General features: G+C 60.3%; 16 protein-coding genes and 4 tRNA genes. 5 read left to right on the top strand and 15 right to left on the bottom strand.

Translation table 11 applies throughout. The features are described 5' to 3' along the window. Positions 1–65: 65 nt before the first annotated feature. The 4 genes from SOP85_RS10800 to SOP85_RS10815 form a co-directional block, all read right to left on the bottom strand. Positions 66–142 (bottom strand) — tRNA-Asp (locus SOP85_RS10800). A gap of 19 nt (positions 143–161) precedes the next feature. Beyond that, positions 162–237: transfer RNA gene (locus SOP85_RS10805), tRNA-Val, on the bottom strand. 198 nt (positions 238–435) lie between these two features. Next, positions 436–512, bottom strand: a tRNA-Asp gene (locus SOP85_RS10810). 19 nt (positions 513–531) lie between these two features. After that, positions 532–607 (bottom strand) — tRNA-Val (locus tag SOP85_RS10815). 159 nt (positions 608–766) lie between these two features. Here SOP85_RS10815 and rdgC point away from each other — a divergent pair. From rdgC to sugE, 3 genes are all read left to right on the top strand, one after another. Then, entirely contained in the window at positions 767–1,687 is a 921-nt protein-coding gene (gene rdgC / locus SOP85_RS10820; protein WP_008060875.1) for a recombination-associated protein RdgC, read from the top strand. A 157-nt stretch (positions 1,688–1,844) separates the two neighbouring features. Then, positions 1,845–2,810 (top strand): bile acid:sodium symporter family protein, encoded by a 966-nt coding sequence (locus SOP85_RS10825; RefSeq protein ID WP_274073020.1) that lies wholly within the window; start codon positions 1,845–1,847, stop codon positions 2,808–2,810. A 122-nt stretch (positions 2,811–2,932) separates the two neighbouring features. After that, positions 2,933–3,247, top strand: coding sequence for a quaternary ammonium compound efflux SMR transporter SugE (sugE, locus tag SOP85_RS10830; RefSeq protein ID WP_128608063.1), 315 nt, complete (start codon positions 2,933–2,935; stop codon positions 3,245–3,247). 72 nt (positions 3,248–3,319) lie between these two features. On the opposite strand, the gene SOP85_RS10835 is transcribed toward sugE, so the two are convergent. The 7 genes from SOP85_RS10835 to SOP85_RS10865 all read right to left on the bottom strand — a co-directional run bounded on the left by SOP85_RS10835 (position 3,320) and on the right by SOP85_RS10865 (position 11,191). Further along, complete coding sequence (locus SOP85_RS10835; protein WP_274073019.1) at positions 3,320–4,114, bottom strand: TenA family transcriptional regulator; 795 nt, start codon at positions 4,112–4,114, stop codon at positions 3,320–3,322. Between the two features lie 45 nt (positions 4,115–4,159). Next, the gene (locus SOP85_RS10840; protein ID WP_274073018.1) at positions 4,160–6,619 is read right to left on the bottom strand and encodes an EAL domain-containing protein; all 2,460 of its coding nucleotides are present in this window, start codon (positions 6,617–6,619) and stop codon (positions 4,160–4,162) included. A gap of 136 nt (positions 6,620–6,755) precedes the next feature. Continuing rightward, the gene (locus SOP85_RS10845; RefSeq protein ID WP_274073017.1) at positions 6,756–8,573 is read right to left on the bottom strand and encodes an ABC transporter ATP-binding protein; all 1,818 of its coding nucleotides are present in this window, start codon (positions 8,571–8,573) and stop codon (positions 6,756–6,758) included. Next, positions 8,566–9,201: a DsbA family protein gene (locus tag SOP85_RS10850; RefSeq protein ID WP_274073016.1), complete on the bottom strand. Its 636-nt coding sequence runs from the start codon at positions 9,199–9,201 to the stop codon at positions 8,566–8,568. Before SOP85_RS10850 ends, SOP85_RS10845 begins: the two co-directional genes overlap by 8 nt. A 3-nt stretch (positions 9,202–9,204) precedes the next feature. Next, complete coding sequence (gene trhO / locus SOP85_RS10855; protein ID WP_323626936.1) at positions 9,205–10,146, bottom strand: oxygen-dependent tRNA uridine(34) hydroxylase TrhO; 942 nt, start codon at positions 10,144–10,146, stop codon at positions 9,205–9,207. A 208-nt stretch (positions 10,147–10,354) separates the two neighbouring features. Further along, the gene (locus tag SOP85_RS10860) at positions 10,355–10,654 is read right to left on the bottom strand and encodes a BolA family protein (protein WP_323626937.1); all 300 of its coding nucleotides are present in this window, start codon (positions 10,652–10,654) and stop codon (positions 10,355–10,357) included. A gap of 12 nt (positions 10,655–10,666) precedes the next feature. Continuing rightward, entirely contained in the window at positions 10,667–11,191 is a 525-nt protein-coding gene (locus tag SOP85_RS10865) for a DUF2059 domain-containing protein (protein WP_274073013.1), read from the bottom strand. 192 nt (positions 11,192–11,383) lie between these two features. Here SOP85_RS10865 and SOP85_RS10870 point away from each other — a divergent pair, with 192 nt between their 5' ends. Continuing rightward, complete coding sequence (locus tag SOP85_RS10870) at positions 11,384–12,778, top strand: class II fumarate hydratase (RefSeq protein ID WP_323609067.1); 1,395 nt, start codon at positions 11,384–11,386, stop codon at positions 12,776–12,778. Between the two features lie 121 nt (positions 12,779–12,899). Here the strand turns inward: SOP85_RS10870 and SOP85_RS10875 are convergent, their stop codons facing one another. The 3 genes from SOP85_RS10875 to pap form a co-directional block, all read right to left on the bottom strand. Beyond that, positions 12,900–13,859 carry a DMT family transporter gene (locus SOP85_RS10875; protein WP_323609068.1) on the bottom strand — a complete coding sequence of 320 codons (960 nt, stop codon included), beginning with the start codon at positions 13,857–13,859 and terminating at the stop codon, positions 12,900–12,902. Between the two features lie 236 nt (positions 13,860–14,095). Next, positions 14,096–15,280: a thiolase family protein gene (locus SOP85_RS10880; RefSeq protein WP_323626938.1), complete on the bottom strand. Its 1,185-nt coding sequence runs from the start codon at positions 15,278–15,280 to the stop codon at positions 14,096–14,098. A gap of 105 nt (positions 15,281–15,385) precedes the next feature. Next, positions 15,386–16,891, bottom strand: a complete 1,506-nt coding sequence (gene pap / locus SOP85_RS10885) for a polyphosphate:AMP phosphotransferase (RefSeq protein WP_323626939.1) — start codon at positions 16,889–16,891, stop codon at positions 15,386–15,388. Between the two features lie 160 nt (positions 16,892–17,051). On the opposite strand from pap, the gene mnmC reads away from it, so the two are divergent. Then, positions 17,052–19,034 (top strand): bifunctional tRNA (5-methylaminomethyl-2-thiouridine)(34)-methyltransferase MnmD/FAD-dependent 5-carboxymethylaminomethyl-2-thiouridine(34) oxidoreductase MnmC, encoded by a 1,983-nt coding sequence (gene mnmC, locus SOP85_RS10890; RefSeq protein WP_323626941.1) that lies wholly within the window; start codon positions 17,052–17,054, stop codon positions 19,032–19,034. A gap of 5 nt (positions 19,035–19,039) precedes the next feature. Here mnmC and SOP85_RS10895 read toward each other — a convergent pair whose 3' ends face one another. Next, the gene (locus SOP85_RS10895) at positions 19,040–23,860 is read right to left on the bottom strand and encodes an NEL-type E3 ubiquitin ligase domain-containing protein (protein ID WP_323626942.1); all 4,821 of its coding nucleotides are present in this window, start codon (positions 23,858–23,860) and stop codon (positions 19,040–19,042) included. Positions 23,861–23,956: the final 96 nt, after the last annotated feature.

Genomic DNA, 23,956 nt, shown 5'->3' on the forward strand with positions numbered 1-23,956 from the left:
AAAAAGCCCGCACTAAGCGGGCTTTCCGTGGTGACCTGGCGTTCAGTGTTCCAGGTGACCGAATATGGCGCAGCGGACGGGACTCGAACCCGCGACCCCCGGCGTGACAGGCCGGTATTCTAACCGACTGAACTACCGCTGCGCGAAACGCTTGAAACGAATGGTGGGTGATGACGGGATCGAACCGCCGACATTCTGCTTGTAAGGCAGACGCTCTCCCAGCTGAGCTAATCACCCTTCGCTTCGTTACGGGACGCATTATGCCACAGGTTTTCGTAATGTGTTGATTTATTTGAAGTTTTTTTCAAATAAATCTGAAAACCGGTGAAACGACACAACCCGATGGAACAAGGTACAAACTTGAGGCAGAAAAAAGCCCGCTTCAGCGGGCTTTTCCGTGGTGACCTGGCGTTCAGTGTTCCAGGTTACCGAATATGGCGCAGCGGACGGGACTCGAACCCGCGACCCCCGGCGTGACAGGCCGGTATTCTAACCGACTGAACTACCGCTGCGCTAAACACTTGAAACGAATGGTGGGTGATGACGGGATCGAACCGCCGACATTCTGCTTGTAAGGCAGACGCTCTCCCAGCTGAGCTAATCACCCTTCGCTTCGGTGTGGCGCGCATTCTACGGAGCAGCCCTACCTCTGGCAAGCACTTTTTTAATTAATTTTCTGATGCCTTCCAAAGGCTTAGAGAAGGGTTGGCCTATGACCCGGCGAAGACAATAATGCCCCCCTTTGTATAAAGGAGAGACTCACCCCATGTGGTTCAAAAACCTGCTTATCTATCGCCTGACCCAAGATCTGCCTGTTGATGCCGAGGCGTTGGAGACTGCACTGGCCACCAAGCTGGCGCGTCCATGTGCAAGCCAGGAGTTGACCACCTACGGTTTCGTCGCGCCGTTCGGCAAGGGCGAAGATGCCCCGCTGGTGCACGTCAGCGGTGATTTCCTGCTGATCAGCGCGCGCAAGGAAGAACGCATCCTGCCGGGCAGCGTCGTGCGCGATGCCGTGAAGGAAAAGGTCGAAGAGATCGAAGCCGAGCAAATGCGCAAGGTCTATAAAAAGGAACGCGACCAGATCAAGGATGAAATCATCCAGGCCTTCCTGCCGCGTGCCTTTATCCGTCGCTCGTCGACCTTCGCCGCCATCGCGCCGAAACAGGGCCTGATCCTGGTGAACTCGGCCAGCCCGAAACGCGCCGAAGACCTGCTGTCGACCCTGCGCGAAGTGATCGGCACCCTGCCGGTGCGCCCACTGACCGTAAAAATGTCGCCGACCGCGACCATGACCGAGTGGGTCACCACCCAGAAAGCCGCGGACGACTTCTTTGTGCTGGACGAGTGCGAACTGCGCGACACCCACGAAGACGGCGGCATCGTGCGTTGCAAGCGCCAGGACCTGACCAGCGAAGAAATCCAGCTGCACCTGAGCACCGGCAAAGTGGTCACCCAGCTGTCGCTGGCCTGGCAGGACAAACTGTCGTTCGTCCTCGACGACAAGATGGTGGTCAAGCGCCTGAAGTTCGAAGACCTGCTGCAAGACCAGGCGGAACAGGACGGTGGCGACGAAGCCCTCGGCCAACTGGATGCCAGCTTCACCCTGATGATGCTGACGTTCGGTGACTTCCTGCCGGCGCTGGTTGAGGCGTTGGGTGGGGAAGAGACTCCGCAGGGCATTTGATTATCTGAATCGGCGGCGTTTGAAAAAAGATCGCAGCCTGCGGCAGCTCCTACAGGGGATCACATTCCAAATCTAGGAGTTGCCGTAGGCTGCGATCTTTTTTTGCAGTCAGCGTATGCTTAGCTCCCTAACGCTTTCATACAATAAGGATCAGGCCATGCGCGCACTGGCTGCATTAAGTCGTTTTGTCGGTAATACCTTTGCCTACTGGGTACTGATTTTCGCCGTCGTGGCGTTCCTGCAACCGGCGTGGTTCATCGGCCTCAAGGGCGCCATCGTGCCGTTGCTGGGGTTGGTGATGTTCGGCATGGGCCTGACCCTCAAGCTCGAGGACTTCGCCGAAGTCGCCCGCCATCCGTGGCGCGTGGCCTTGGGCGTAGTCGCGCATTTCGTGATCATGCCCGGCGTGGCGTGGTTACTCTGCCAGGCGTTCCATTTGCCGCCGGAAATTGCCGTCGGGGTGATCCTGGTCGGCTGCTGCCCAAGCGGCACTTCGTCGAACGTGATGACCTGGCTGGCCCGCGGGGACCTGGCACTGTCGGTGGCCATCGCCGCCGTGACCACCCTCCTCGCTCCACTGCTGACGCCGGCCTTGATCTGGCTGCTGGCTTCGGCCTGGCTGCCGGTGTCGTTCATGGAGCTGTTCTGGTCGATCCTGCAAGTAGTGCTGCTGCCGATCGTGCTGGGTGTGGTTGCCCAGCGGGTGCTCGGCGACAAGGTTCGTCACGCGGTGGAGGTGTTGCCACTTGTATCGGTGGTGAGCATCGTGATTATCGTCACGGCGGTGGTGGCCGCCAGCCAGGCGAAGATCGCCGAGTCGGGCCTGTTGATCATGGCCGTGGTCATGCTGCACAACAGCTTCGGTTACCTGCTGGGTTACTTCACCGGGCGCCTGTTCAAGTTGCCGTTGGCCCAGCGCAAATCCCTGGCGCTGGAAGTCGGCATGCAGAACTCCGGTCTGGGCGCGGCCCTGGCCAGCGCGCACTTCTCGCCGCTGGCGGCGGTGCCGAGTGCGCTGTTCAGTGTATGGCACAACATTTCCGGGGCGCTGCTCTCGACCTATTTCCGCCGCATGAGCGAGAAAGAAGATGGGCGCACCGCGGCTCGGCAAGCGACTGACTGATACGTGAAAACTTGATCCCCGGGTTAATGCTGGGCACTATATTGCGCAAACGCGAGGACGACCTCGCGGCTCGATCGAGTCATTAACCTGGGGACGACCCCGTCAATCGATGGAGGTTTTCCTTGTCCTGGATCATTCTGTTTTTCGCCGGCCTGTTCGAAGTGGGCTGGGCCGTCGGCCTGAAATACACCGACGGGTTCAGCCGCCCTCTTCCCACTGCATTGACCGTTGCCGCCATGGCCGTCAGCCTCGGCTTGCTTGGCCTTGCGATGAAGGAATTGCCGCTGGGCACTGCCTATGCGATCTGGACCGGTGTCGGTGCCGTCGGCACGGTGATCGCCGGGATCATTCTGTTTGGTGAATCCATGGCGTTGATCCGGCTGGCCAGCGTGGCATTGATCATTGCCGGGCTGGTGGGGCTGAAAGTCAGCGCCTGATCCTTTGCTGCCCTTACGAAAAAGCCCGCCCCCTGGCATCAGGGGGCGGGCTTTTTGATGGGCGTCTTCCGATCAGGTTTCGGCCAGTGCCATGCGCTCACGCGCCACCGGGGCTTTTTCGGCGTGTTCGAGCTGCATACAACGCTCGAGGAACAGGAACATATAGTCGTAGCTCTTGCACACGGCCTGGCGCAATTCCACCTGCAATGCCTGGCTCGGGTTCATCCCGGCCAGCGTGCAGATGATTTCCAGCGCTTCCCACGGATGGGCATCGTCGTACTGGGCATGCATCTTCAGCCACTTCATGGCCCGCTTGCGATCCTCTTCAGGGAACGCCGCCGCGTAGAGGCCATTGGAACAGACCAGCGCCGACCACTCACCGGTCGCGCCCTCAATGGCATAGTTGGTGGCGGCAATGGCCACGATCAACGAGTCGGAAGAACTGGTGTGCCAGCACCAATGGCTCAGTGCGTGAAGTTCAGGGGCCACCTGCTGCGCCTGCAGATCTTCCAGGCTGACGCCGTGGGCACGGCTCCAGTTCACCCAGTAGTCGGCATGGTTCAATTCGACACGAATATTGCGCATCAACCAGCGACGCGCCATGTCCTCGCCGGGGTGGCGGGCAAAACGGGTCTTGGTCAGGTTCTGTGCCATGTATAAAGCGAACTGTTCGACTACGGGCCAGCCACCGATCAGGTACTGGCGCATGGTCTTGGCGCTGAGTTTGTTATCTCGCATGCGTTGATACAGTTCGTGTTCGACAACCCGGCGCTTACTCGCGCTGCAATCCTGAATCAGGCGCTGGGCCCAGGCGGGATAACTTGCAGCTTCCATGAGTGGTCCGGTGCGGTTGAAAGTCTCGATCACTGTCGGGCTCCTTTTGATTGTGATTGTTCTGATCGACGAGAGACTTCAACGGAACGTACCGGGCGCCTTGAACAACAAGGGCTGCGGTCTGGCTGGACGACTTTGCAAACTATCGCAGGTAAACAGATGCGGGCGTTCAATAACATACCCTTGAGCGTAATCAACCCCGATCTCCAGCAATGCCTGCTCGATCTGGGGTGTTTCAACAAACTCGGCAATCGTACGCTTACCCATGACATGACCGATGTGGTTGATCACTTCGACCATGGCGCGGTTAATCGGGTCGTCCAGCATATCCTTTACGAAACTTCCGTCGATCTTCAGGAAGTCTACAGGTAAATGTTTCAAGTAGGCGAATGAGGACATACCGGCGCAAAAGTCGTCCAGGGAAAACAGGCAACCTAAGCTTTTGAGTTCATTGATAAATCTAATTGCACTACCAAGATTTGAAATAGCGCTGGTTTCAGTGATTTCAAAACAAATTATTTCAGGTGGTATTTGGTAAGTAATGAACTGTTGACGCAGGAAGTCGAGGAACGCGTCATCTCCTATAGTTGTGCCTGACAGATTAATCGCACACATCGCTAAAGGCCCTTTGTGCTCTTCGGCAATACATTGGGCAATGATCTTGAATACGTTCTGTACAACCCAACGATCCAACGAAGTCATCAGCCCATAACGTTCGGCTGCCGGAATAAAACTGTCGGGCAATATCATGCGTCCGGCTTCGTCATGCAGGCGCAGCAGGATCTCGATATGCCCGCCACCCTGTTCGACATGTCCGAGCGGGGCAATTTCCTGGGCGTACAGACAAAAGCGGTCTTCTTCCAGGGCCATGTGCAGGCGCTGCACCCAGGCCATTTCGCCAAAGCGCAGGGACAGCTCCGAGTCGTCCGGGTGATACACCTGAACCCGGTTACGGCCCTTTTCCTTGGCCATGTAGCAGGCCATGTCGGCAGCACGCAGGGAGACTTCGAGGGTGGTCGGATTTTGCGCGATATGCACCAGCCCGATACTCACGGTGGTCACGAACGGCCGGCCCTTCCAGACGAAGTGCAGGTTCTGCACGGTCTGGCGCAACCCCTCGGCAATTTTCTCGGCCGCCTCCGGCCCACAGTTCTCCAGCAGGATGCCGAACTCGTCACCGCCCAACCGGGCCAGGGTGTCGCCCTCGCGCAACCCGGACTGCAACAGCGCACAAATGTGCCGCAGCAACTCGTCACCCGCCGCGTGACCGCAGGTATCGTTGACCAGCTTGAACTGATCCAGGTCGAGGAACATCAAGGCGTGGCGCCCCGATTGTCGCGTCAGGGCCTGCAATGCCTGTTCCAGGCGAAATTCGAACTCGCGGCGGTTGGCGAGCCCGGTCAAGGCATCATGGGTCGCCTGCCAGGACAGGTTGGCAATGTATTGCCGCTCCTGGGTCATGTCATGCAACACCAGCACGGTGCCGCTGACCTTGCCGGCATTGTGGATCGGCGCCCCGACCAGGGTGACCGACACCGTGCTGCCATCGAGGCGCTGAATCAGCTTGGAGTGTTCGCTGCCACCACTGAGCTGACCGCTCAGGATGTGCTCGATCAAGGTGAAGCCATCGGCCTGGGCGTTGTCGTCCAGCAGATTGAACAGCGCCGCCAGCGGCAAGCCGGTCGCCTGGTCGGCTTTCCAGTGGGTCAAGGCTTCGGCGGCCGGATTCATGTAGGCGATCGCGCCCTCGACATTGGTGGTGATCACTGCATCGCCGATCGATTGCAGGGTGATTTGCGCCCGCTCTTTCTCCAGTTGCAGGGCGTCGGCGAACGCATGCCGCTGCTTGAGCAATTTATGCGTGCGCAGCAGCGCCAAGGCGATCAGGCCGAGGGCGGTGGCCAGGTTTGTCGCCAGCAGCAGCCGCAGGATCATCCGCGAGCCCTCGCCCAGCGCATCGCTGAAGGCCTTGGCCGCCGGCGTCACCTCGTCGTTGATGGCGAATATCTGTTCCTTCCAGCGCTGGATGTCAGCCGGGGTGGTCTGCCTGACGCTGATGTGCTGATGCATGTCCCTGGCGACGTCATCGAGTTGCACCAGGTACCCGTCACCCACGGTCCACAGGTCGATGGCTTTTTCGAGGAAGCTGAAATGGCGGAAATTGAGGTACAGCCAAATCAGGCTGGGAACGTCATCGGGGTGGTTGCCACCCTTGAGGATCGCCTGCCTGGCCGCCTCGAGATCGGGTGGCTGCTGATCCAGTGCCACTCGCAACTCGTGTCCTCCCTGAGGGACGGCAATGGCTTCCTGGTATTTGAGGAATTTGCTCTCGTCGCGGCCGTCGGCATAAAGGTTGAGGTAATAGATGGCGTCTTTCTGGCCCTTGGACCACAGGCTTTCACCGGCAACATAGCCGCGAACCGCCGACAGTACATAAAGGCTGACGCCCCCCAACAGGGCCTGAAATAACACGACGGCGATAAAAGGCCAGACGATGCCCAATAGCCGCGGCGTTCCGAGAGTCCGGGTTTGATTCATGGGGTCCCTTGTTTTAGCACTGCCAGATCATCATCCACGTGATCGCTACCGCTAGACTAGGGGGCCTTCTGCATCCCGGCAAGCTAGAGCCTCCTGCCAATGCGGGAAAGTCCACGCGACCTGCCTTGGCATTGCCTCAGTGCTGCTGCAAATGCCCATAAAGCTTGGCGTAAAGACCACCCTCGGCAATCAGCTGCTGATGGTCGCCATCTTCGGCAATCTGCCCACCGTCGAACACCAGGACCCGGTCAGCCTGCTTCACCGCCGACAGGCGATGGGCGATGATCAGGGTAGTGCGGTGGCTGAGGAATCGCGCCAGCGCCTGGTGCAGGTTGTATTCGGTGGCGGCATCCAGCGCCGAGGTGGCCTCGTCGAGAATCACCACCTTGGGATCGGCCAGCACCATCCGCGCGATGGCCAGGCGTTGGCGCTGGCCGCCCGACAGGCGCACGCCGGAACGCCCGACAACACTGTCCAGGCCATTGGGCAACTCGCGCACGGTGTTGTGCAATTGGGCGATTTCCAGGGCGCTCCAGCAGGCCTCGTCGCTGCGTTCGCGGCCCATGGTCAGGTTCGCCCGCACCGTGTCGTTGAACAGCGCCGGGTGTTGCAGGACCACCGCGACGTTTTCCCGCACGGTCTCCAGGCCAATCTCCTGCTGGGTCGAGCCGCCAAAGCGAATGGTCCCGGCCAACGGCGTGTACAAGCCCAGCAGCAATTGCACCAGGGTGCTCTTGCCGCCGCCGCTGGCGCCGACGATCGCGACCTTTTCACCGGGGGCGATCGACAGGTTCATCTGGTTCAAGACCAGCTCGTCACCGTAGCCGAAACTCAGGCCCTGAACCTCGATGCCCACGGTCTGGCGCCCGATGAACGGGTCGACGCCGTTCGGGTACTGTGGCTCATCGGCGCGCGACAGCAGCTCATTGATGCGCGACAGCGCGCCGCCGGCGGCGTAGTAGGCATATTGCAGGTTGAGCAGTTGCTCGACCGGACCGATCATGAACCACAGGTAGCTGAATACCGCGAGCATCTGGCCGATGGACAGGTCGGAAAACAGCACGGTGAGCATGGCCGCCGCCCGAAAAATATCGATGCCGAACTGGAACAGCAAACCGCTGGCCCGGTTCGAGGCATCGGTTTTCCATTGCGAGTTCACCGCGTAATCCCGTACGTCCCGGGCGCGCTGCCCCAAACGACCGAGGAAAAAGCCCTGGCGGTTACCGGCACGCACTTCCTGGATCGCGTCCAGGGTTTCGGTCAATGCCTGGGTGAAGCGCGAGGTGCTGTCGTTCTCGAGTTTCTTCAGGTGCTTGACCCGCTTGCCCAGTTGCACCGTGGCGTAGATCACCAGCGGATTGAACAACAGGATCAGCAGCGCCAGTTGCCAGTGCATCCACACCAGGATGGCGGCGGTGCCCACCAGCGTCAGCATGGCCACGAGGAAACGACTGAGGGTTTCGCCGACGAATTTGTCCAGGGTGTCGAGATCGGTCACCAGGTGCGTGGTCACCGTGCCGCTACCCAGGCTTTCGTATTCCCCCAGCGAAATACGCTTGAGGCGCTCGATCAGGCGGATGCGAATGCGGTAGACGATGTCCTTGGCCAGGGCGGCGAACAGGCGCGCCTGCACCACGTTGAACAGCAAGGCCGCGCAACGCAGGGCCAGGGTCACCACCAGCATCAGGCCGATGTAACCCGCAGCTTTCTGCCAAGCCTCTGGCAGCGCGAGGTTCATGATTTTCAGCGCGGCGTCACCGTGCCCCAGCAACACTTCGTCCACCAGCAACGGCAGCAGCAAGGGAATCGGCACGCTGCACAGGGTCGCCAGCACGGCCACGCCGTTGGCGATCCACAGGGATTTCTTGTGATGCAGGGCCAGGCGACGGATTTCTGCCCAGCTCAGTCGGTCGACACGCTTTACGGCTGGGGTGTCGTCGGGCTGGTCATGCACAGGCAGCGCGCTCCAGCCAGCGGCCGAGCAACGGGGACAGGACACTGAGGGGCTGATAGCCATTGGTCAGCAACGCCAATTGACCATTACGCTCAGCCAGCAAGGTCGGAAAGCCAGCGATGCCGAGGTCCTGGACCCAGGTGAAATCGGCAGCCGTCGCGACGTGCGTATCGGCACGGTCGAAAGCGGCGGCGAACTCGATGCGCGGCACCCCGGCCTGCTCCGCCAGTTCCACCAGAACGCTGGCGTGGGTGACATCGCGACCTTCGGCGTAAAACGCATGCTGGATCAACCCGAGCAGCTTCCAGGCGCAATCCGGCGCCAGCCCACGTGCCGTCACCAGCGCCCGGCAAGCGGGTTCGGTGTCATAGACAAAGCCGTCGGGCAAAGCACCTTCAAGCTTGAAGGGTTGGCCCGTGGCCTCGGTGACCGCCTGCCAGTGCTCGAGAATGTAGCGGCGGGTGGTCGGCTCCAGCGCCGAACCACTGCCAGTGCGCAAACCACCCACCACCAGGTGTACGTCCACGCCGGCGGCTTGCGCCTGCTCGACCAATGCGTTGGCAACCGGCGCGAAGCCCCAGCACCAGGAACACATCGGGTCCATCACATAGAGCAGGCGTGCAGACATGGTTCAGGCCTCGGTGGATGTTTGCTTGTAGTTGTAGCCGATCGGGTGCGGCATGTTGCGCGCCTTGGCCAGTTCGATCTGCTTTTGCCGGTCGATGGCGCTGCGACGGGTCTTCTCGCTCAGCGTATTCCAGCAATGCGGGCAACTGATGCCGGGCACATAATGCTCGGACGCACGGTCGTCCACGCTGACCGGTGTGCGGCAGGCATGACATTGATCGTAGTCGCCTTCGCTCAGGTCGTGGCGCACGGTCACGCGGTTGTCGAACACGAAGCAGTCGCCCTGCCACTTGGTTTCTTCCTGAGGCACCTCTTCGAGGTATTTCAGGATGCCACCCTTGAGGTGGTAGACCTCATCGAAGCCCTCGCTGAGCATGTAGCTCGAGGCTTTTTCACAGCGAATGCCGCCGGTGCAGAACATCGCCACCTTCTTGTGCACGGCCGGGTCGAAGTTGGCTTTGATGTAGTCGGGGAATTCGCGAAAACTGGTGGTTTTCGGGTCGATCGCGCCTTCAAAGGTGCCGATCGAGACTTCGTAGTCGTTGCGGGTATCGATCAACAGGACTTCCGGGTCGTTGATCAGCGCGTTCCAGTCCTGTGGGTCGACGTAGGTGCCGACCTTTTTGTTCGGGTCCACGCCCTCGACGCCCAGGGTCACGATCTCTTTCTTGAGCTTGACCTTGGTGCGGTAGAACGGCTGCTCGTCGCAGTACGACTCTTTATGGTCGATGTCGTCCATGCGCGGGTCGTTCTTGAGCCAGGCCATCAGCCCGTCGATGCCTTCGCGGCTGCCGGACACGGTGCCGTTGATGCCTTCTTCGGCGATCAGCAGCGTGCCTTTGATGCCGTTGTCGACCATCGCTTGCAGCAGTGGCTCGCGCAGGGCGACGTAATCTTGCAGGGTGACGAACTTATACAGTGCCGCCACGACAATCTGTTGTGTCATGGGTAAATCTCCAGGTGGCTACCCTCGTAAGGGGTGAACCGGATGCGAAAAAAAACGCGCCGCAGGAGCGGCGCGTTGGACATTCTAACAAAAATTACACGATCCCTGTAGGAGCTGGCTTGTGTAGGAGCTGGCTTGCCAGCGAAAGCGATCTCATGGACGCCCTCGCTGGCAAGCCAGCTCCAACAAGCCAGCGCCACAAGGTGATTCAGGATTTACTGCCACCGGCACAGGTCGGCGAAGCCGGCGCCGCGTCGATCTGCGCCCATTCCTCAGGCGTGTAGGTGTGCAACGCCAACGCATGGAATTCGCTCATCAGCTCGCCCAGCGTGCCGTAGACCTTCTGGTGGCGCTTGACCCGGTTCAGGCCTTCGAACTGCGCACTGACCACCACGGCCTTGAAGTGGGTTGAAAGCCCACGGCTGTGCATGTGGCTTTCGTCCAGCACCTGCAAATGCTCGGGCTGTAACAGGCCCAGCGTCGATTCGATACGTTGTTGCATGGTCATGCCGAACTCCGCTTAAGGCTTTTTCTTGGCTGGAGCGGCGGCGCCTTTCGGATCCAGCTCGGCCGTCATGTCAGCCAGCAGCTTGTTGACCACAGGCACCGCGCTTTCCAGCTTGGCCTGGGTCATCTGGGCCGATTGCTGGGTCAGCTGCGGCATTTTCTCCAGGACTTTCTTGCCCAGTGGCGACTGGTAGAACGCGACCAGGTCCTTGAGCTCCGACTCGGTGAAGTTGGTGGTGTAGAGCTTGACCATGTCCGGTTTCAGCTTGTTCCAGCCAATGGCCTGGTCCAGAGCGGCGTTGGCCTTGGCCTGGTAGGTTTCCAGTACGGCTTTTTTCGACTCGGGGGCTTTGGTTTGCTGGAAGCGCTGGGCGAACATCTGCTGTACTTGCATGTACACCGGAGTGCCCAGTTTGTCAGCGTGCGCCAGGGTCAGGAAAGCCTCGGCACTGGCGTTGTGGCTGGCGGTATCGGCAAAAACAGGGCCGCTGGCGCAGACCAGTGCAACCGCGGTACAGATGGCACGAAGACGAGTCATCGAGTTTCCTTTTCTAGCAGGCGAGGTAAAACCCCAAGGACGACCATTCTGCGCCTAAAAAAGTGTGTCGCTCAACCCCAAGCCTTGTCGCGCCTGATTTAGAGGGGTTGAATGGGCAGAATCGAGACTGATGGAACCACGGCCGTCGATCACGGCCTAAACTGCGCAACCAGACCTACAGGAGTGTGCATGATGAGCCGAATCGAAACCGACAGCCTGGGCCAGGTTGAAGTCCCGGAAGAGGCCTATTGGGGTGCTCAGACGCAACGCTCGCTGGTCAACTTCGCCATCGGCGAAGAACGCATGCCGCTGGCGGTACTGCACGGCCTGGCGCTGATCAAGAAAGCCGCGGCACGGGTCAACGACCGCAACGGCGATTTGCCCGCCGACATCGCCAGGCTGATCGAGCAGGCGGCCGACGAAGTGCTCGACGGCGAGCATGACGATCAGTTCCCGCTGGTGGTCTGGCAGACCGGCAGCGGCACCCAGAGCAACATGAACGTCAACGAAGTGATCGCCGGACGCGCCAACGAACTGGCCGGCAACCCCCGTGGCGGCAAGTCTCCGGTGCATCCCAACGATCACGTCAACCGCTCCCAGAGCTCCAACGACTGCTTCCCCACGGCCATGCACATCGCCGCCGCCCAGGCCGTGCAACAGCGCCTGCTGCCGGCGATCAGCGAACTGTCCGGCGGCCTGGCCGAGCTCTCGGCCCGCCACATGAAGCTGGTGAAGACCGGCCGCACCCACATGATGGACGCCACGCCGATCACCTTTGGCCAGGAAGTCTCGGCGTTCATCGCCCAGCTCGACTACGCCGAACGGGCGATCCGCAGTGCGCTGCCGGCGGTCTGTGAACTGGCCCAGGGCGGCACGGCGGTCGGTACCGGGCTGAATTCGCCCCACGGCTTCGGCGAAGCCATCGCCGCGGAACTGGCCGCCCTTTCCGGCTTGCCGTTCATCACCGCGCCGAACAAGTTTGCGGCCCTGGCCGGCCACGAGCCGCTGACCACTTTGTCCGGCGCGCTGAAAACCCTCGCCGTGACCTTGATGAAAATCGCCAATGACTTGCGCTTGCTCGGCTCCGGCCCCCGCGCCGGCTTTGCCGAAGTGAAACTGCCGGCCAACGAACCGGGCAGTTCGATCATGCCGGGCAAGGTCAACCCGACCCAGTGCGAAGCGCTGTCGATGCTGGCCTGCCAGGTCCTGGGCAACGACGTGACCATCGGCTTCGCGGCGAGCCAGGGGCACCTGCAGTTGAACGTGTTCAAGCCGGTGATCATCCACAACCTGCTGCAATCGATCCGCCTGCTGGCCGATGGCTGCAGCAACTTCCAGCAGCATTGCATCGCCGGCCTGGAACCGGATGCCGGGAAAATGGCCGAGCACCTGGAACAAGGGTTGATGCTGGTGACGGCGCTGAACCCGCATATTGGTTATGACAAATCGGCGGAGATCGCCAAGAAAGCCTATGCCGAGGGGTTGACCCTGCGGGCGGCGGCGTTGCAGTTGGGGTATCTGACGGATGAAGAGTTCGATGCCTGGGTGAGGCCGGAGAATATGCTGGAGGCTGGGGCCAAGGGCTGAGTTCTGTAGCGCCCGACAGTTCGCCTTCGCGAGCAAGCCCGCTCCCACAATGGACCATGCACGGATCATGTGGGAGCGGGCTTGCTCCGGGCGGCGTTCCGACGAAAAACGATAACGCGGTCTAACTGACCGCCATTCGGGCTTTTCGCGCCTTCAACCCTGCAATCAACGACGGCCCCAACGCCACCAACGCCGACCCCAACACCACCAACACCGCCCCGCCATATCCCAGGCCATTGATGGTCTCGGCATGCACATACTCCGGCCACCACCAGGCAGCCACGGCCACGGCGGCCAAGGTCACCAGCGGCGTGATCGCCAGGGTCGCGCTGACCCGCGATGCCTCCCAATGCGCCAGCGCCTCGGCGAATGCGCCATAGGCAATCAGGGTGTTCATGCAGCACGCCAGCAGCAGCCAGCCTTGCACGGGGGTCAATTGCAGCGCCTCCAGCGGATGCACCCACGGCGTCAGCAACAGCCCGCAAAACAGGTAGATCACCATCATTACCTGCAACGAATTCCACACGGTCAGCAACTGCTTCTGCCCCAGCGCATAAAATGTCCAGACCGTGGAGGCCAGCAACACCAGCAGGACACCGGCGGTGTAGTCGCTCAACGAGGTCAGCAGTTCACTCAGGCGCTGGTTGAAAAACAGCACGAAACCGACCAGCAACACCAGCAAGCCAATCCCCTGCCCCAGGCTGAAGCGCTCCTTGAACACGAACACACTGGCGATCAGCAACATGATCGGTCCCATCTGCACCACCAGTTGCGCGGTGCCGGGGCTGAGCAGGTTCAACCCCATCAGATACAGCACGTAATTGCCCACCAGGCCGAGCACCGCCATCAGCACCAGCCAGCCACCACGCGGGCCGAGCACCTTGCGGCTCGGCAGGCGCCGGGTCGCCGCCAGGTAAATGAACAGGCAGCCACCGGAGACCATCAGGCGAAACCAGGTCACGGTGACCGGGTCCATCACCAGCAGCACCTGCTTGAGCTTGATCGGCAGGATTCCCCACAACAGCGCGGTCAGCAAGGCCAGGAACAGCCCATAAACCCAGCGACCCGATGAAATGTGCATGCGAACCCCAATCCGGAAAACAAGTAGCGCCATTCTAGGCGCTGAGTCGCTTCGGACACAGGGACAGTTAAGGACTGGCCGCGAATGAAACTGTGCAGGTCGCAGCAGTTATCTAATGGCCCAGCGGCCCCTTCGCGAGCAAGCCCGCTCCCACAGGGATCTATGTGACGCTGATCCAGTGTGGGAGCGGGCTTGCTCGCGAAAGCTATCTGACAATCAATACAAATCCTGAAGACCTAACGCACCGCCTCAAACAACCCGGTCGCCCCCATCCCGCCCCCCACGCACATGGTGACGATGCCGTAACGCAGGTTGCGTCGCTGCAACTCGCGAACGATGTGCCCGACCTGGCGCGAACCGGTCATGCCGAACGGGTGGCCGATGGAAATCGAGCCGCCATTGACGTTGTACCGCTCGTTGTCGATCTCCAGCCGGTTACGCGCGTACAGGCATTGCGAGGCGAAGGCTTCGTTGAGTTCCCACAAATCGATATCGTTGATGTGCAAGCCCTTGGCCTTGAGCAGTTTCGGCACCGAGAACACCGGGCCGATGCCCATCTCGTCCGGTTCGCAGCCCGCCACGGTGAATCCGCGGAAGAACGCTTTGGGCTTCAAGCCCAGCGCCAGGGCTTTTTCCAGGCTCATCACCAGGGTCATGGAGGCGCCGTCGGACAGCTGTGACGAGTTACCGGCGGTGACCGAGCCACCCTCGGCAAACACCGGCTTCAATCCGGCCAGGCTTTGCAAGGTGGTCTCGGGACGGTTGCAGTCGTCGTGATCGACGACCCCCTCAAGAATCTGCACCTGGCCGCTGGCCTTGTCTTCCACCCGGTACTTCACCGCCATCGGCACGATTTCATCGTCGAACAATCCGGCGGCCTGTGCCTGGGCAGTGCGCTGCTGGCTTTGCAGGGCGTACAGGTCCTGTTCTTCGCGGCTGACGTCGTATCGACGCGCGACGATTTCGGCGGTCTGGCCCATCGGGAAGTAGATCCCCGGCACCTGCTCCTTGAGCAGCGGATTGATCAGGTGATCGGTGTTGATGCTTTTCATCGTCAAGCTGATGGACTCGACGCCACCGGCGACGATGATGTCGCTGCAACCGGAGGCGATCTGGTTGGCGGCAATGGCGATCGCCTGCAAGCCCGACGAGCAGAAGCGGTTGAGGGTCATGCCGGCGACGCCGATGCCCAGGCGCGACAAGACCGCGACGTTGCGCCCGATGTTATAGCCCTGGGAGCCTTCGTTGGAGCCGGCACCGACGATGCAGTCCTCGACGCTGGCCGGGTCGATGCCGGTGCGCGCCAGCAAGGCGTCGACACAATGCGCCGCCATGTCGTCGGGACGGGTCATGTTGAACTTGCCGCGAAAGGATTTGGCCAGGCCGGTCCGCACGCTGTCGACGATCACCACTTCACGCATGGCATACCTCATTGTTGTTGTCAGTTGAGAGTGAACCGAGCATAAGCCCACTCAATTACCGACCGCGACAATCATTCACCCCGCGTATGCGTAACCATCGCCTGACTATTTGCCCTTGCGCTTGCCCGACTTTTCGAACGCCTCTTCCAGGGCGTGGTTGATGGTGCGCAACACCTTGACCCGCGCCCAGCGTTTGTCATTGGCCTCCACCAGGGTCCAGGGCGAGATCTCCGTGCTGGTGCGGTCGACCATGTCACCGACAGCGGTGCGATAGTCGTCCCACTTGTCGCGGTTGCGCCAATCGTCCTCGGTGATCTTGAAGCGTTTGAACGGAATATTTTCGCGCTCCTGGAAGCGCTCCAGTTGAGTCTGTTTGTCGATGGACAGCCAGAATTTCACCACGATCATCCCGGCGTCGGTCAACTGTTCCTCAAAGTCGTTGATTTCGCTGTAGGCGCGCAGCCAGTCCGCCGGGGTGCAGAATCCCTCGATACGTTCCACCAGCACCCGGCCATACCAGGAGCGGTCGAACATGGTGAATTTGCCCCGCGCGGGCACGTGCCGCCAAAAACGCCAGAGATACGGCTGCGCCCGCTCCTCTTCGGTGGGCGCGGCAATCGGCACGATGTTGTACTGGCGCGGGTCCAGGGCAGCGGCAACCCGGCGAATCGCCCCACCCTTGCCTGCCGCGTCATTGCCTTCGAACACAGCAATCAGTGCGTGGCGGCGCATGCGTTTGTCGCGCATCAAACCGGAAAACCTGGCCTGCTCGGTGATCAGTTGCTCTTCATAATCGTCCTTGGCCAGATGCAAGGTGTGGTCGAGGCTGTCCAGCAGGTTCAATTGATCAACACTGGGGAACACGGGGGCGGCGTTGACTTTTTCCGGGCGGATTTTCGGGCGTTTCAGGGCGCCCTGCAGGCCTTCGAGCAGAATCTTCCCCACCACCAGGCTGCGATAATGCGCATCCATGCCCGCGATCACATGCCACGGCGCATAGTCGCGACTGGTGCGCCGCAAGACGCGCTCACCGTATTTCACAAAGCGGTCGTAGGTTTCGGACTGTTGCCAGTCCAGCGGGCTGATGCGCCAGCTGTGCAGCGGGTCGTCGGCCAACGCCTTGAGGCGTGCCTTCATCTGTTTCTTGGACAGGTGGAACCAGAACTTGAAGATCAGCGCGCCTTCGTCGCAGAGCATTTTTTCCAGGCGTTCGGCGGCGTTGATACTTTGATCGAGCCTTGGGTCCTTGATCACGCCGTGGACCCGGGCCTGCAGCATCTGGCTGTACCAGTTGCCGAAAAAGATGCCCATGCGACCCCGGGCCGGGAGCATCCGCCAGTAGCGCCAAGCCGGTGGCCGTGCCAGTTCTTCGTCGGTTTGCTGATCGAAGGTGCGCACCTCGATCAGGCGCGGGTCCATCCATTCGTTGAGCAATTTCACCGTCTCGCCCTTACCGGCGCCTTCGATGCCATTGATCAGGATGATCACCGGAAACCGGCCCTGCTGGCGCAGTTCGAATTGCGCGTCGAGCAAGGCTTCACGCAAGGCCGGGACCTCGGCGTCGTAGGTTTCTTTGTCGATGGCGTGATCGATTTCAGCGGATTCGAACATGGGCAGCTCCCTGGCAGATGTGAGCAAGACTAGTGGATTGACCTCTCCTGCGGGGGAGAAATCCCATTTTCATCGCCGGGGCCGTTGCCGGCCTTGCCGTGGATCAAGCACCCCGGCCGCGATCGGATAGAATGTGCGCCTTGCCGTGACCGAGCCTGCCATGAAACCTGTAATGCCCCACGCCCAGATCGACTGGGACGACCAAGGCCTCCCGCGCTCGCGGGTGTTCGACGATGTGTATTTTTCCGACCTGTCGGGGCTGGATGAAACCCGCTACGTGTTCCTCGAACAGAACGCCTTGCGTGAACGCTTTGCCGCGTTGCCGGTGGGCGGGCGACTGGTGATTGGCGAGACCGGTTTCGGCACCGGATTGAATTTCCTCTGTGCCTGGCAGTTGTTCGAACAGCATGCGCAGGCCGGTGCGCGATTGCATTTTGTCAGTGTCGAGAAATACCCGCTGAGCCTGCCCGACCTGCAACGAGCGCTGGCGTTATGGCCCGAACTCAAGCCGTTCGCCGATCAACTGCTGGCGCAATACCGGGCGATCCACCCGGGTTTCCAGCGCCTGGTCCTGGATAGCGGCCGCGTCACGCTCACCTTGCTGATCGGCGATGCCCTGGAGCAACTGCCGCAACTGGACGCGCAGATCGACGCCTGGTTTCTCGACGGCTTTGCCCCGGCGAAAAACCCCGACATGTGGACCGCCGAACTGTTTGCCGAACTGGCCCGTCTGGCGGCACCCGGTTCGACCATCAGCACCTTCACCAGTACCGGCTGGGTGCGCCGGCTGCTCAATGCCGCGGGCTTCAAGATGAAACGTACGCCAGGCATTGGCCACAAATGGGAAATCCTGCGCGGTACGTTTCTCGGCTGGCCCGAAGAAGTCCCGATGCCCGCTGTAACCAAACCCTGGTTCGCTCGCCCGACACCGGCAACCGGCGAACGCCGCGCCCTGGTGATCGGCGCCGGGCTGGCCGGTTGTGCGACGGCCGCGAGCCTGGCGGCTCGCGGTTGGCAGGTGAGTCTGCTGGAGCGTCACGCCGGGCTGGCGCAGGAAGCCTCGGGCAATCCCCAGGGCGTGCTGTACCTCAAGCTTTCCGCCCATGGCACCGCGTTGTCGCAGTTGATCATCAGTGGATTCGGTTACACCCGGCGCTTGCTAGAGCATTTGCAACGGGGCGTCGACTGGGACGATTGCGGGGTGTTGCAGCTGGCCTTCAATGCCAAGGAAGCCGAGCGTCAGGCGCAATTGGCCATAGCGTTTCCCGAAGGCTTGCTGCATGTACTCGATCAAACCCACGCCGAAGCTCGTGCTGGTATCGCGCTGCCATCGGGGGGCCTGTTCTACCCCGAAGGCGGTTGGGTGCATCCACCCGCGTTGTGCCAATGGCAGGCAACGCAATCGAACATAGAGCTGCTGAGCCATCACGATGTGCTGGAGCTGCGCCGCGTGGATGGCGGCTGGCAAGCCTGGGATGGCGACAGGCTGCTGGCCGACGCCCCCACCGTGGTGCTCGCCGGCGCTGCCGAGATCAAGCGATTCACCTACAGCCGCGAGTTGCCGCTCAAGCGCATTCGCGGACAAATCACCCGCCTGCCGCAAACCCCTGCAAGCCAGTCACTGAGTACCGTGGTGTGCGCTGAAGGTTATGTCGCGCCAGCACGCCTGGGCGAACATACCCTGGGGGCGAGTTTCGACTTCAACAACGACGACCTGACCCCTACCACTGCCGAACATCTGGGCAACTTGCAGTTGCTCGAAGAAATCTCCCTGGATCTGGTCGCCCGTCTCGGCGCACACGCCTTGCAGGCCGATGAACTTGAAGGCCGCGCAGCGTTTCGCTGCACCAGCCCGGATTACTTGCCGATTGTCGGTCCATTGGCGGACAGCCAGGCCTTCGCCGACGCCTACAGCGTATTGAGCAAGGATGCCCGGCAAACCCCGGACATCCCCTGCCCCTGGCTGGATGGCTTGTACGTCAACAGCGGCCACGGTTCGCGAGGGCTGATCACCGCGCCATTGTCAGGCGAATTGATCGCCGCCTGGCTGGATGACGAACCGCTGCCGCTGCCCAGGGCCGTGGCCGAGGCCTGCCATCCCAACCGCTTCGCTTTGCGGCGCTTGATACGCGGCAAGGCCTGAGGCGTTCAATCCAGGGCAAAACAAGTCTCTGACTCGACGGCCTTCATGGCCGCCTCGGTCAGGCGCTTCAACAACCTGCTCTCCTCTGTCTTCATGTTAGCGACGATGCCGTCGACCGTGGCGAGATAGTCCGCGCCAAACTCCTTCTCGCTATCAATGGCCGCCTGCATTTGCTCTTGAAAAGGCGCGGCCACATCAGTGAAGTCCTTGCCATGATGCTGTCGCAAAAATTCACTCCAAAACGTGCGGCCCTGTATGTAAGTCGATAATTCGGGGGATGTTTCGGCGGTGATGACCTTGCTGTAGGCGGTTTCCAGGTCCTTGGCTGTAACGCCGCTATTGGACGCATAGCGCATATGCCGGGGCTGACCGAAAATGTCGAGCCTGTCTGCCAGGCCGGTGCGATAGGCCAACTCCACTTCCAGCGGTTCGAGGTCGGGATGGGGCCGGGCATGTTCCCGGGCGAGCCTGGTCAGGCAATCCAGGCGGAACAAGCGGCGCCCAAGACTCAACAGCCGAGCAGCCCGATCATGGGCATTGGCGGACTGGCGAACCACCGTATCGATATTCACGGCCACCTCAAGGTTACTGAAGATCGTGGCCGCCGCATCAGCGCAATTGGCTCTCACTGCCATCGCCAGCAATTGGTCGCGCAACGCCGAATCAGTCTGGATCGCATCAATGACACTCCACACCCGACGGGTCATGTCTTCGTGGACAAAGCGGTTATCTGCGCTGCCACCCAGTTCTGCCAGCAGTTCAAAGAATCCATTCGCGCCGGGTTCGTTCGTCAGCGCCAGCCATTGACGATTACGACGGGTATAGGTCTCTTCAGAATTTTCTGGCAGCCACAGGTCTCTAGCCCTTTGTTCACTGATCACCACGGCTTTATCATCCAGCAACCCCATCCCGACCCCCCTATTGTTGCGATAGGTTTCCAGCAGCGTACGGCTTGTCTCGGATATCGGGTTATCACGCAGATTGATCGCTTCGGCGAAACGCCGAGGGACCTGGAACAGCCAGGCGGGCAATTCCATTATCTGATTACCACGCAGGTCGAGGAAATTCAGATACGGCAAACGGTTAAGACCGACGGGCAGTTCCGTGGCATGGGTATCGCGCAGGAACAGGTCTCTGAGATCCAGCATCTTGCTGACATCGATGGTGGCACCCAACCGATTGCCGCTGAGCCCCAAGGTACGCAATGTGCGAATGTCGGCCAGTTTGCGCAACGTGTGCTCGGTCAGCGCTATCCCATTACCGTCCAGCCTCAAATGTTGAAGGTTAGGCATGTGTGACAGCACTTCAGGCAATCGTGTGAGTCGATTGCGGTCCAGTTCCAGGCTGACAAGGCCTTTGAACGGCTTGAGAAAATACTCCAGTTCATCGCCGGCCTGCATGTCCATGATGGAAAGGCTGCGCACATGGGCGACATCGTCCTCGGTCAGGGTCGGTAATGGGCCCACCGGGTTGCGAATCAGCGTGAGCGAGGTGAAGGGGTCATGTGGCGGCCAACCTGCAGGCGTTATCCGGCGCCAGCAGTTCTCGATGGTCATGGCCACCTGACGACGGTTGACCCGGATAACATCAAGTTGCCCCCCAAGTGACTTCATTTGCATTTCATCGTCACGCCAATCGTGCAGCACCTGGCGCAGTTTCTTCAATTGCTGTTCCAAAACCCTGATTCGATTTCCCCGCTGCATCTGCGTACTGCCGGCCGCGTCCAGGAACGCCAAGACCTGGATCTCGGTGAACAGCGGGTAGAGCTTTTTGACTTTACGAATCATGCCTCTTGCATAAGCACTGGCAGCGGGAGGATCGGCCTGGACACAGGCAGACAGGTGTTCCGGTGTTTCATTGCGCTCACCCCGCAGCAGCCGCCCGGTGTGCGCCGGGTCAGCCGTGGCGGCCCTCGACAGGCGTGATCGCAGTGTCGGGACATCCAGGGTATCGCTGCCAGTCAAGCCCATGGCGGAGCGTTGTGAAGCAGGCAGTGCATCCAGTATCGACTGCAGCAGCGTTTCGCTCGTCAGCGTGGAGACCACATTGCCAGTGCCTTGGATGACCTGATAGCCGGTGGGTATCTTGACGATCACTCCACACGACTTCGCCTCTGCCTTGCCCACGCTGTCGAGCAAGGTGCCGGTTGTCGATCCCTGTCGCACTTCGAGTCGAACGTCGCCATTCCAGCCTTGCACCCGGTTCATCAGTCCGAGCGCCAGTTTGTCGGTATCGGCATTGGCCAGTGGCGGCAGATGCAGCCCCGTGAGTGCACGGTCCTGCCTGATCATGGCCTGCGCCTCACGAACCTGCCGGGCGAGGTCGACGCCAGCTATCTTGCGATCACCCAGAAAACTTCGATCCCTGCCAGAGGCGTTTTCCAGCAACTCCTGACCCACTCGGACGGGAAGGTCAGCGGCGTGTTCGCGCAGTATCGCGACGTCGCCGGTAGCGCTGCCGTCCCAGGTTTTATACAGCCACTCGAACAGCGACTGACGATCGCCCTCGAGGCTTGTCGCGATCTTCTTTGCCAACAGATGCGAGTCCGATTCAGTCGATGCTTTACCGACGATGTTTTCCACTTCGTTCGGATAGAGGCCTTTGATAACGGTATCGAGCAGTTGCCCCGAATCCAGTTGTTTCTGACTGACTTGCACGCTGTTGACGTCGTCGTCCTGTGGTGCAGTCTCGGGGAAGCGGGACACGACCCCGCCTTGTTCGTTGCGCACTTCGATGAAGCGTTCCTTCGGCCAGCCGGGCAGCCTCGGCAGCGTATGCAATTGCTCCTGGATGAAGTCCGTATTCGAGGTCTCTCCCCGCGCCATCGCTGCGACCAGCCTGGTAATGCGCCGCTCGATCCTGAAACGCTGGACACAGTCATACAGCCGCTGCGGTAACTTGAGGTTGCTTTCATGCAAAGGGTGCAAATTTTCAGGGGTTATGTCGGTGATTTCGGCAATCGCTTCCAGATCACTGCCCAAATCACTCAGGTGCTGATCCGTGCGTTCCAATGCGTAAGCACCATCGCGCCACTCGTGCGCGTGCTCATGGACATGCCGCCAGCCACCGTGCACGTTGCGCAGGGCGGCAGGCTGGTAGGCATCCGTTCGCGCCGGGTGGTTGATGATCCATGCCGAGTCCGCAGCATTGCGGGTCACGCCATAGGGTGCTCCATCCATGACGATCGACGTCTGCCCGGCATGCCGGTAAAGCCCTTGCGAATCCGCTTGCACGTCGGCTGGCAGTGTCGTGGTCCGTTTATAGGGTTCGAGGTCGGGCTTCCATAACCTTGCCTTGCCATCCGTGCGCGTGACGGCCTCGAAACCGTCGAAGAATGCCACTTGCTCTTTCACGCCTTTAACGGCTGACGTGATCACTTTGCCGCCCGCTGCGAATGCCGCCATCTGCCCGAGGTTTTCCACGACGTTGAGCAAATGCGACAACGCCTGTTTTCGCTCACCGTGTGTCCAATCCTGCACACCTTCGAACACCTCGCTGACGATATCGACTGCAGCCGCCGCCAGCATCAGATGACCGATCACCGGGACGAAAAACGAGAATGCGGTCAATAGCACAAGACCCGCACCCTCCAATACCTGATAGGTTTTTTCTCTTTGTTGTGCATCGACGTCTTCGGTCGGGACAGCAAGGATTCGTGTGTCTTCTTCAATCTTGCTGACAAACGAACTGAAGAAAAAATCGGCAAGGCAGGTGTCGGCGGGTGTGGCAGTCAGCGTTCCCAGGTTCTTGTCCTTGTCGAACCCGGTAAAAAAACCGGTCCTGTCATGGCCGTGCAGGTATTGCCCACCGAAAAACTTCCTGTAGCTTTTGCTTTGCAGATGAAGGGTGAGGTAGCTCTCGAATTCCTCCCGCGAGGCGTATTCAAACAGCGGTCGACGCGGTTCGTTCGGCATGTAGACCACGCACCTGGCCTTCGCGTCGGTCTCGATGGAGACCTTGCTGAACACCAGGACTCCACACATGCAGGCGTCATGAATTCTCAGCCCTTGCCAACGCACCGGTGCGCCATCCAACAGGGCGTCCTTGGTTTGAGCCGCCGGGACATCCTGCTCAAGCACACTCAGCAGCATCGTATAAACGGCGTGGGTAATGTCCTTTTTCAGGTAGGCCATGTGCACCGCGACCTGCATGTCCAGCGCTTTCAGCCGCCGGATGTCCGCGGTACCCGCCCGATCATCGATGGGCGCATCGTCTGCAGGCTTGGCCGGCAAGGCCAGGGCTTCAGTGATGTGACGTTGATAGCGGGCACCGAGATCGAGCTCACGACAGAGCGTTGCGAATTTTTCAGCGGTAACTTCAGTTCCTGATTGAGCCTTTGCATCGATTCGAATCACCGCGCCCTTCAGAACGCCGCCGCTCGTTGCTTCCCCAAAGGTGAAGTTTTCCATGGCCGCCTGGAGCAGGCTGCGTGCAATGGTTTTTTCTTCAATCAGGCGACAGAACGGGGCCAGCCCCATTGCTTCGCAGGTTTTTTTTTCGATTTCCAGTGTGTCCCGCTCGACGTCGACCTCGATCGCCCATTTTTCTTTCAAGAGGTCAGTCAGTTGCTCTTTGCAGAACTCGTTCAGCGGCTTGAGTTGTTCAAGCGCCGTCGCCACCTTGCCTTGGGCTGGAAACGACTGCTCGAATGCAGCGTTCAACGCCTGCACCACTGGCAGATCCGCAGTGGCCAACCATGGCGGAATCGACGCTTGCAGGGCTTCAGCCTTGTCCAGGTCGCCTGTGTGCTCCACTAGAGCCTCGAGACGTTCTGCGGGGGTCAAGGGGACTGCCGCGGGGGCGGCCTTGGGTGTTGTGGCTGGCATGAGCAATATCCTTATTGCATGGGGAGACCCTCAGTTTATGAAGCTCAATGGGCAATTGATAATTCGAAAAGCGGAACGAATCTGGCACCGTCCTAA

This window comes from Pseudomonas sp. YuFO20 (assembly GCF_035064975.1).
Classification (GTDB): Bacteria; Pseudomonadota; Gammaproteobacteria; order Pseudomonadales; family Pseudomonadaceae; genus Aquipseudomonas; species Aquipseudomonas putida_AE.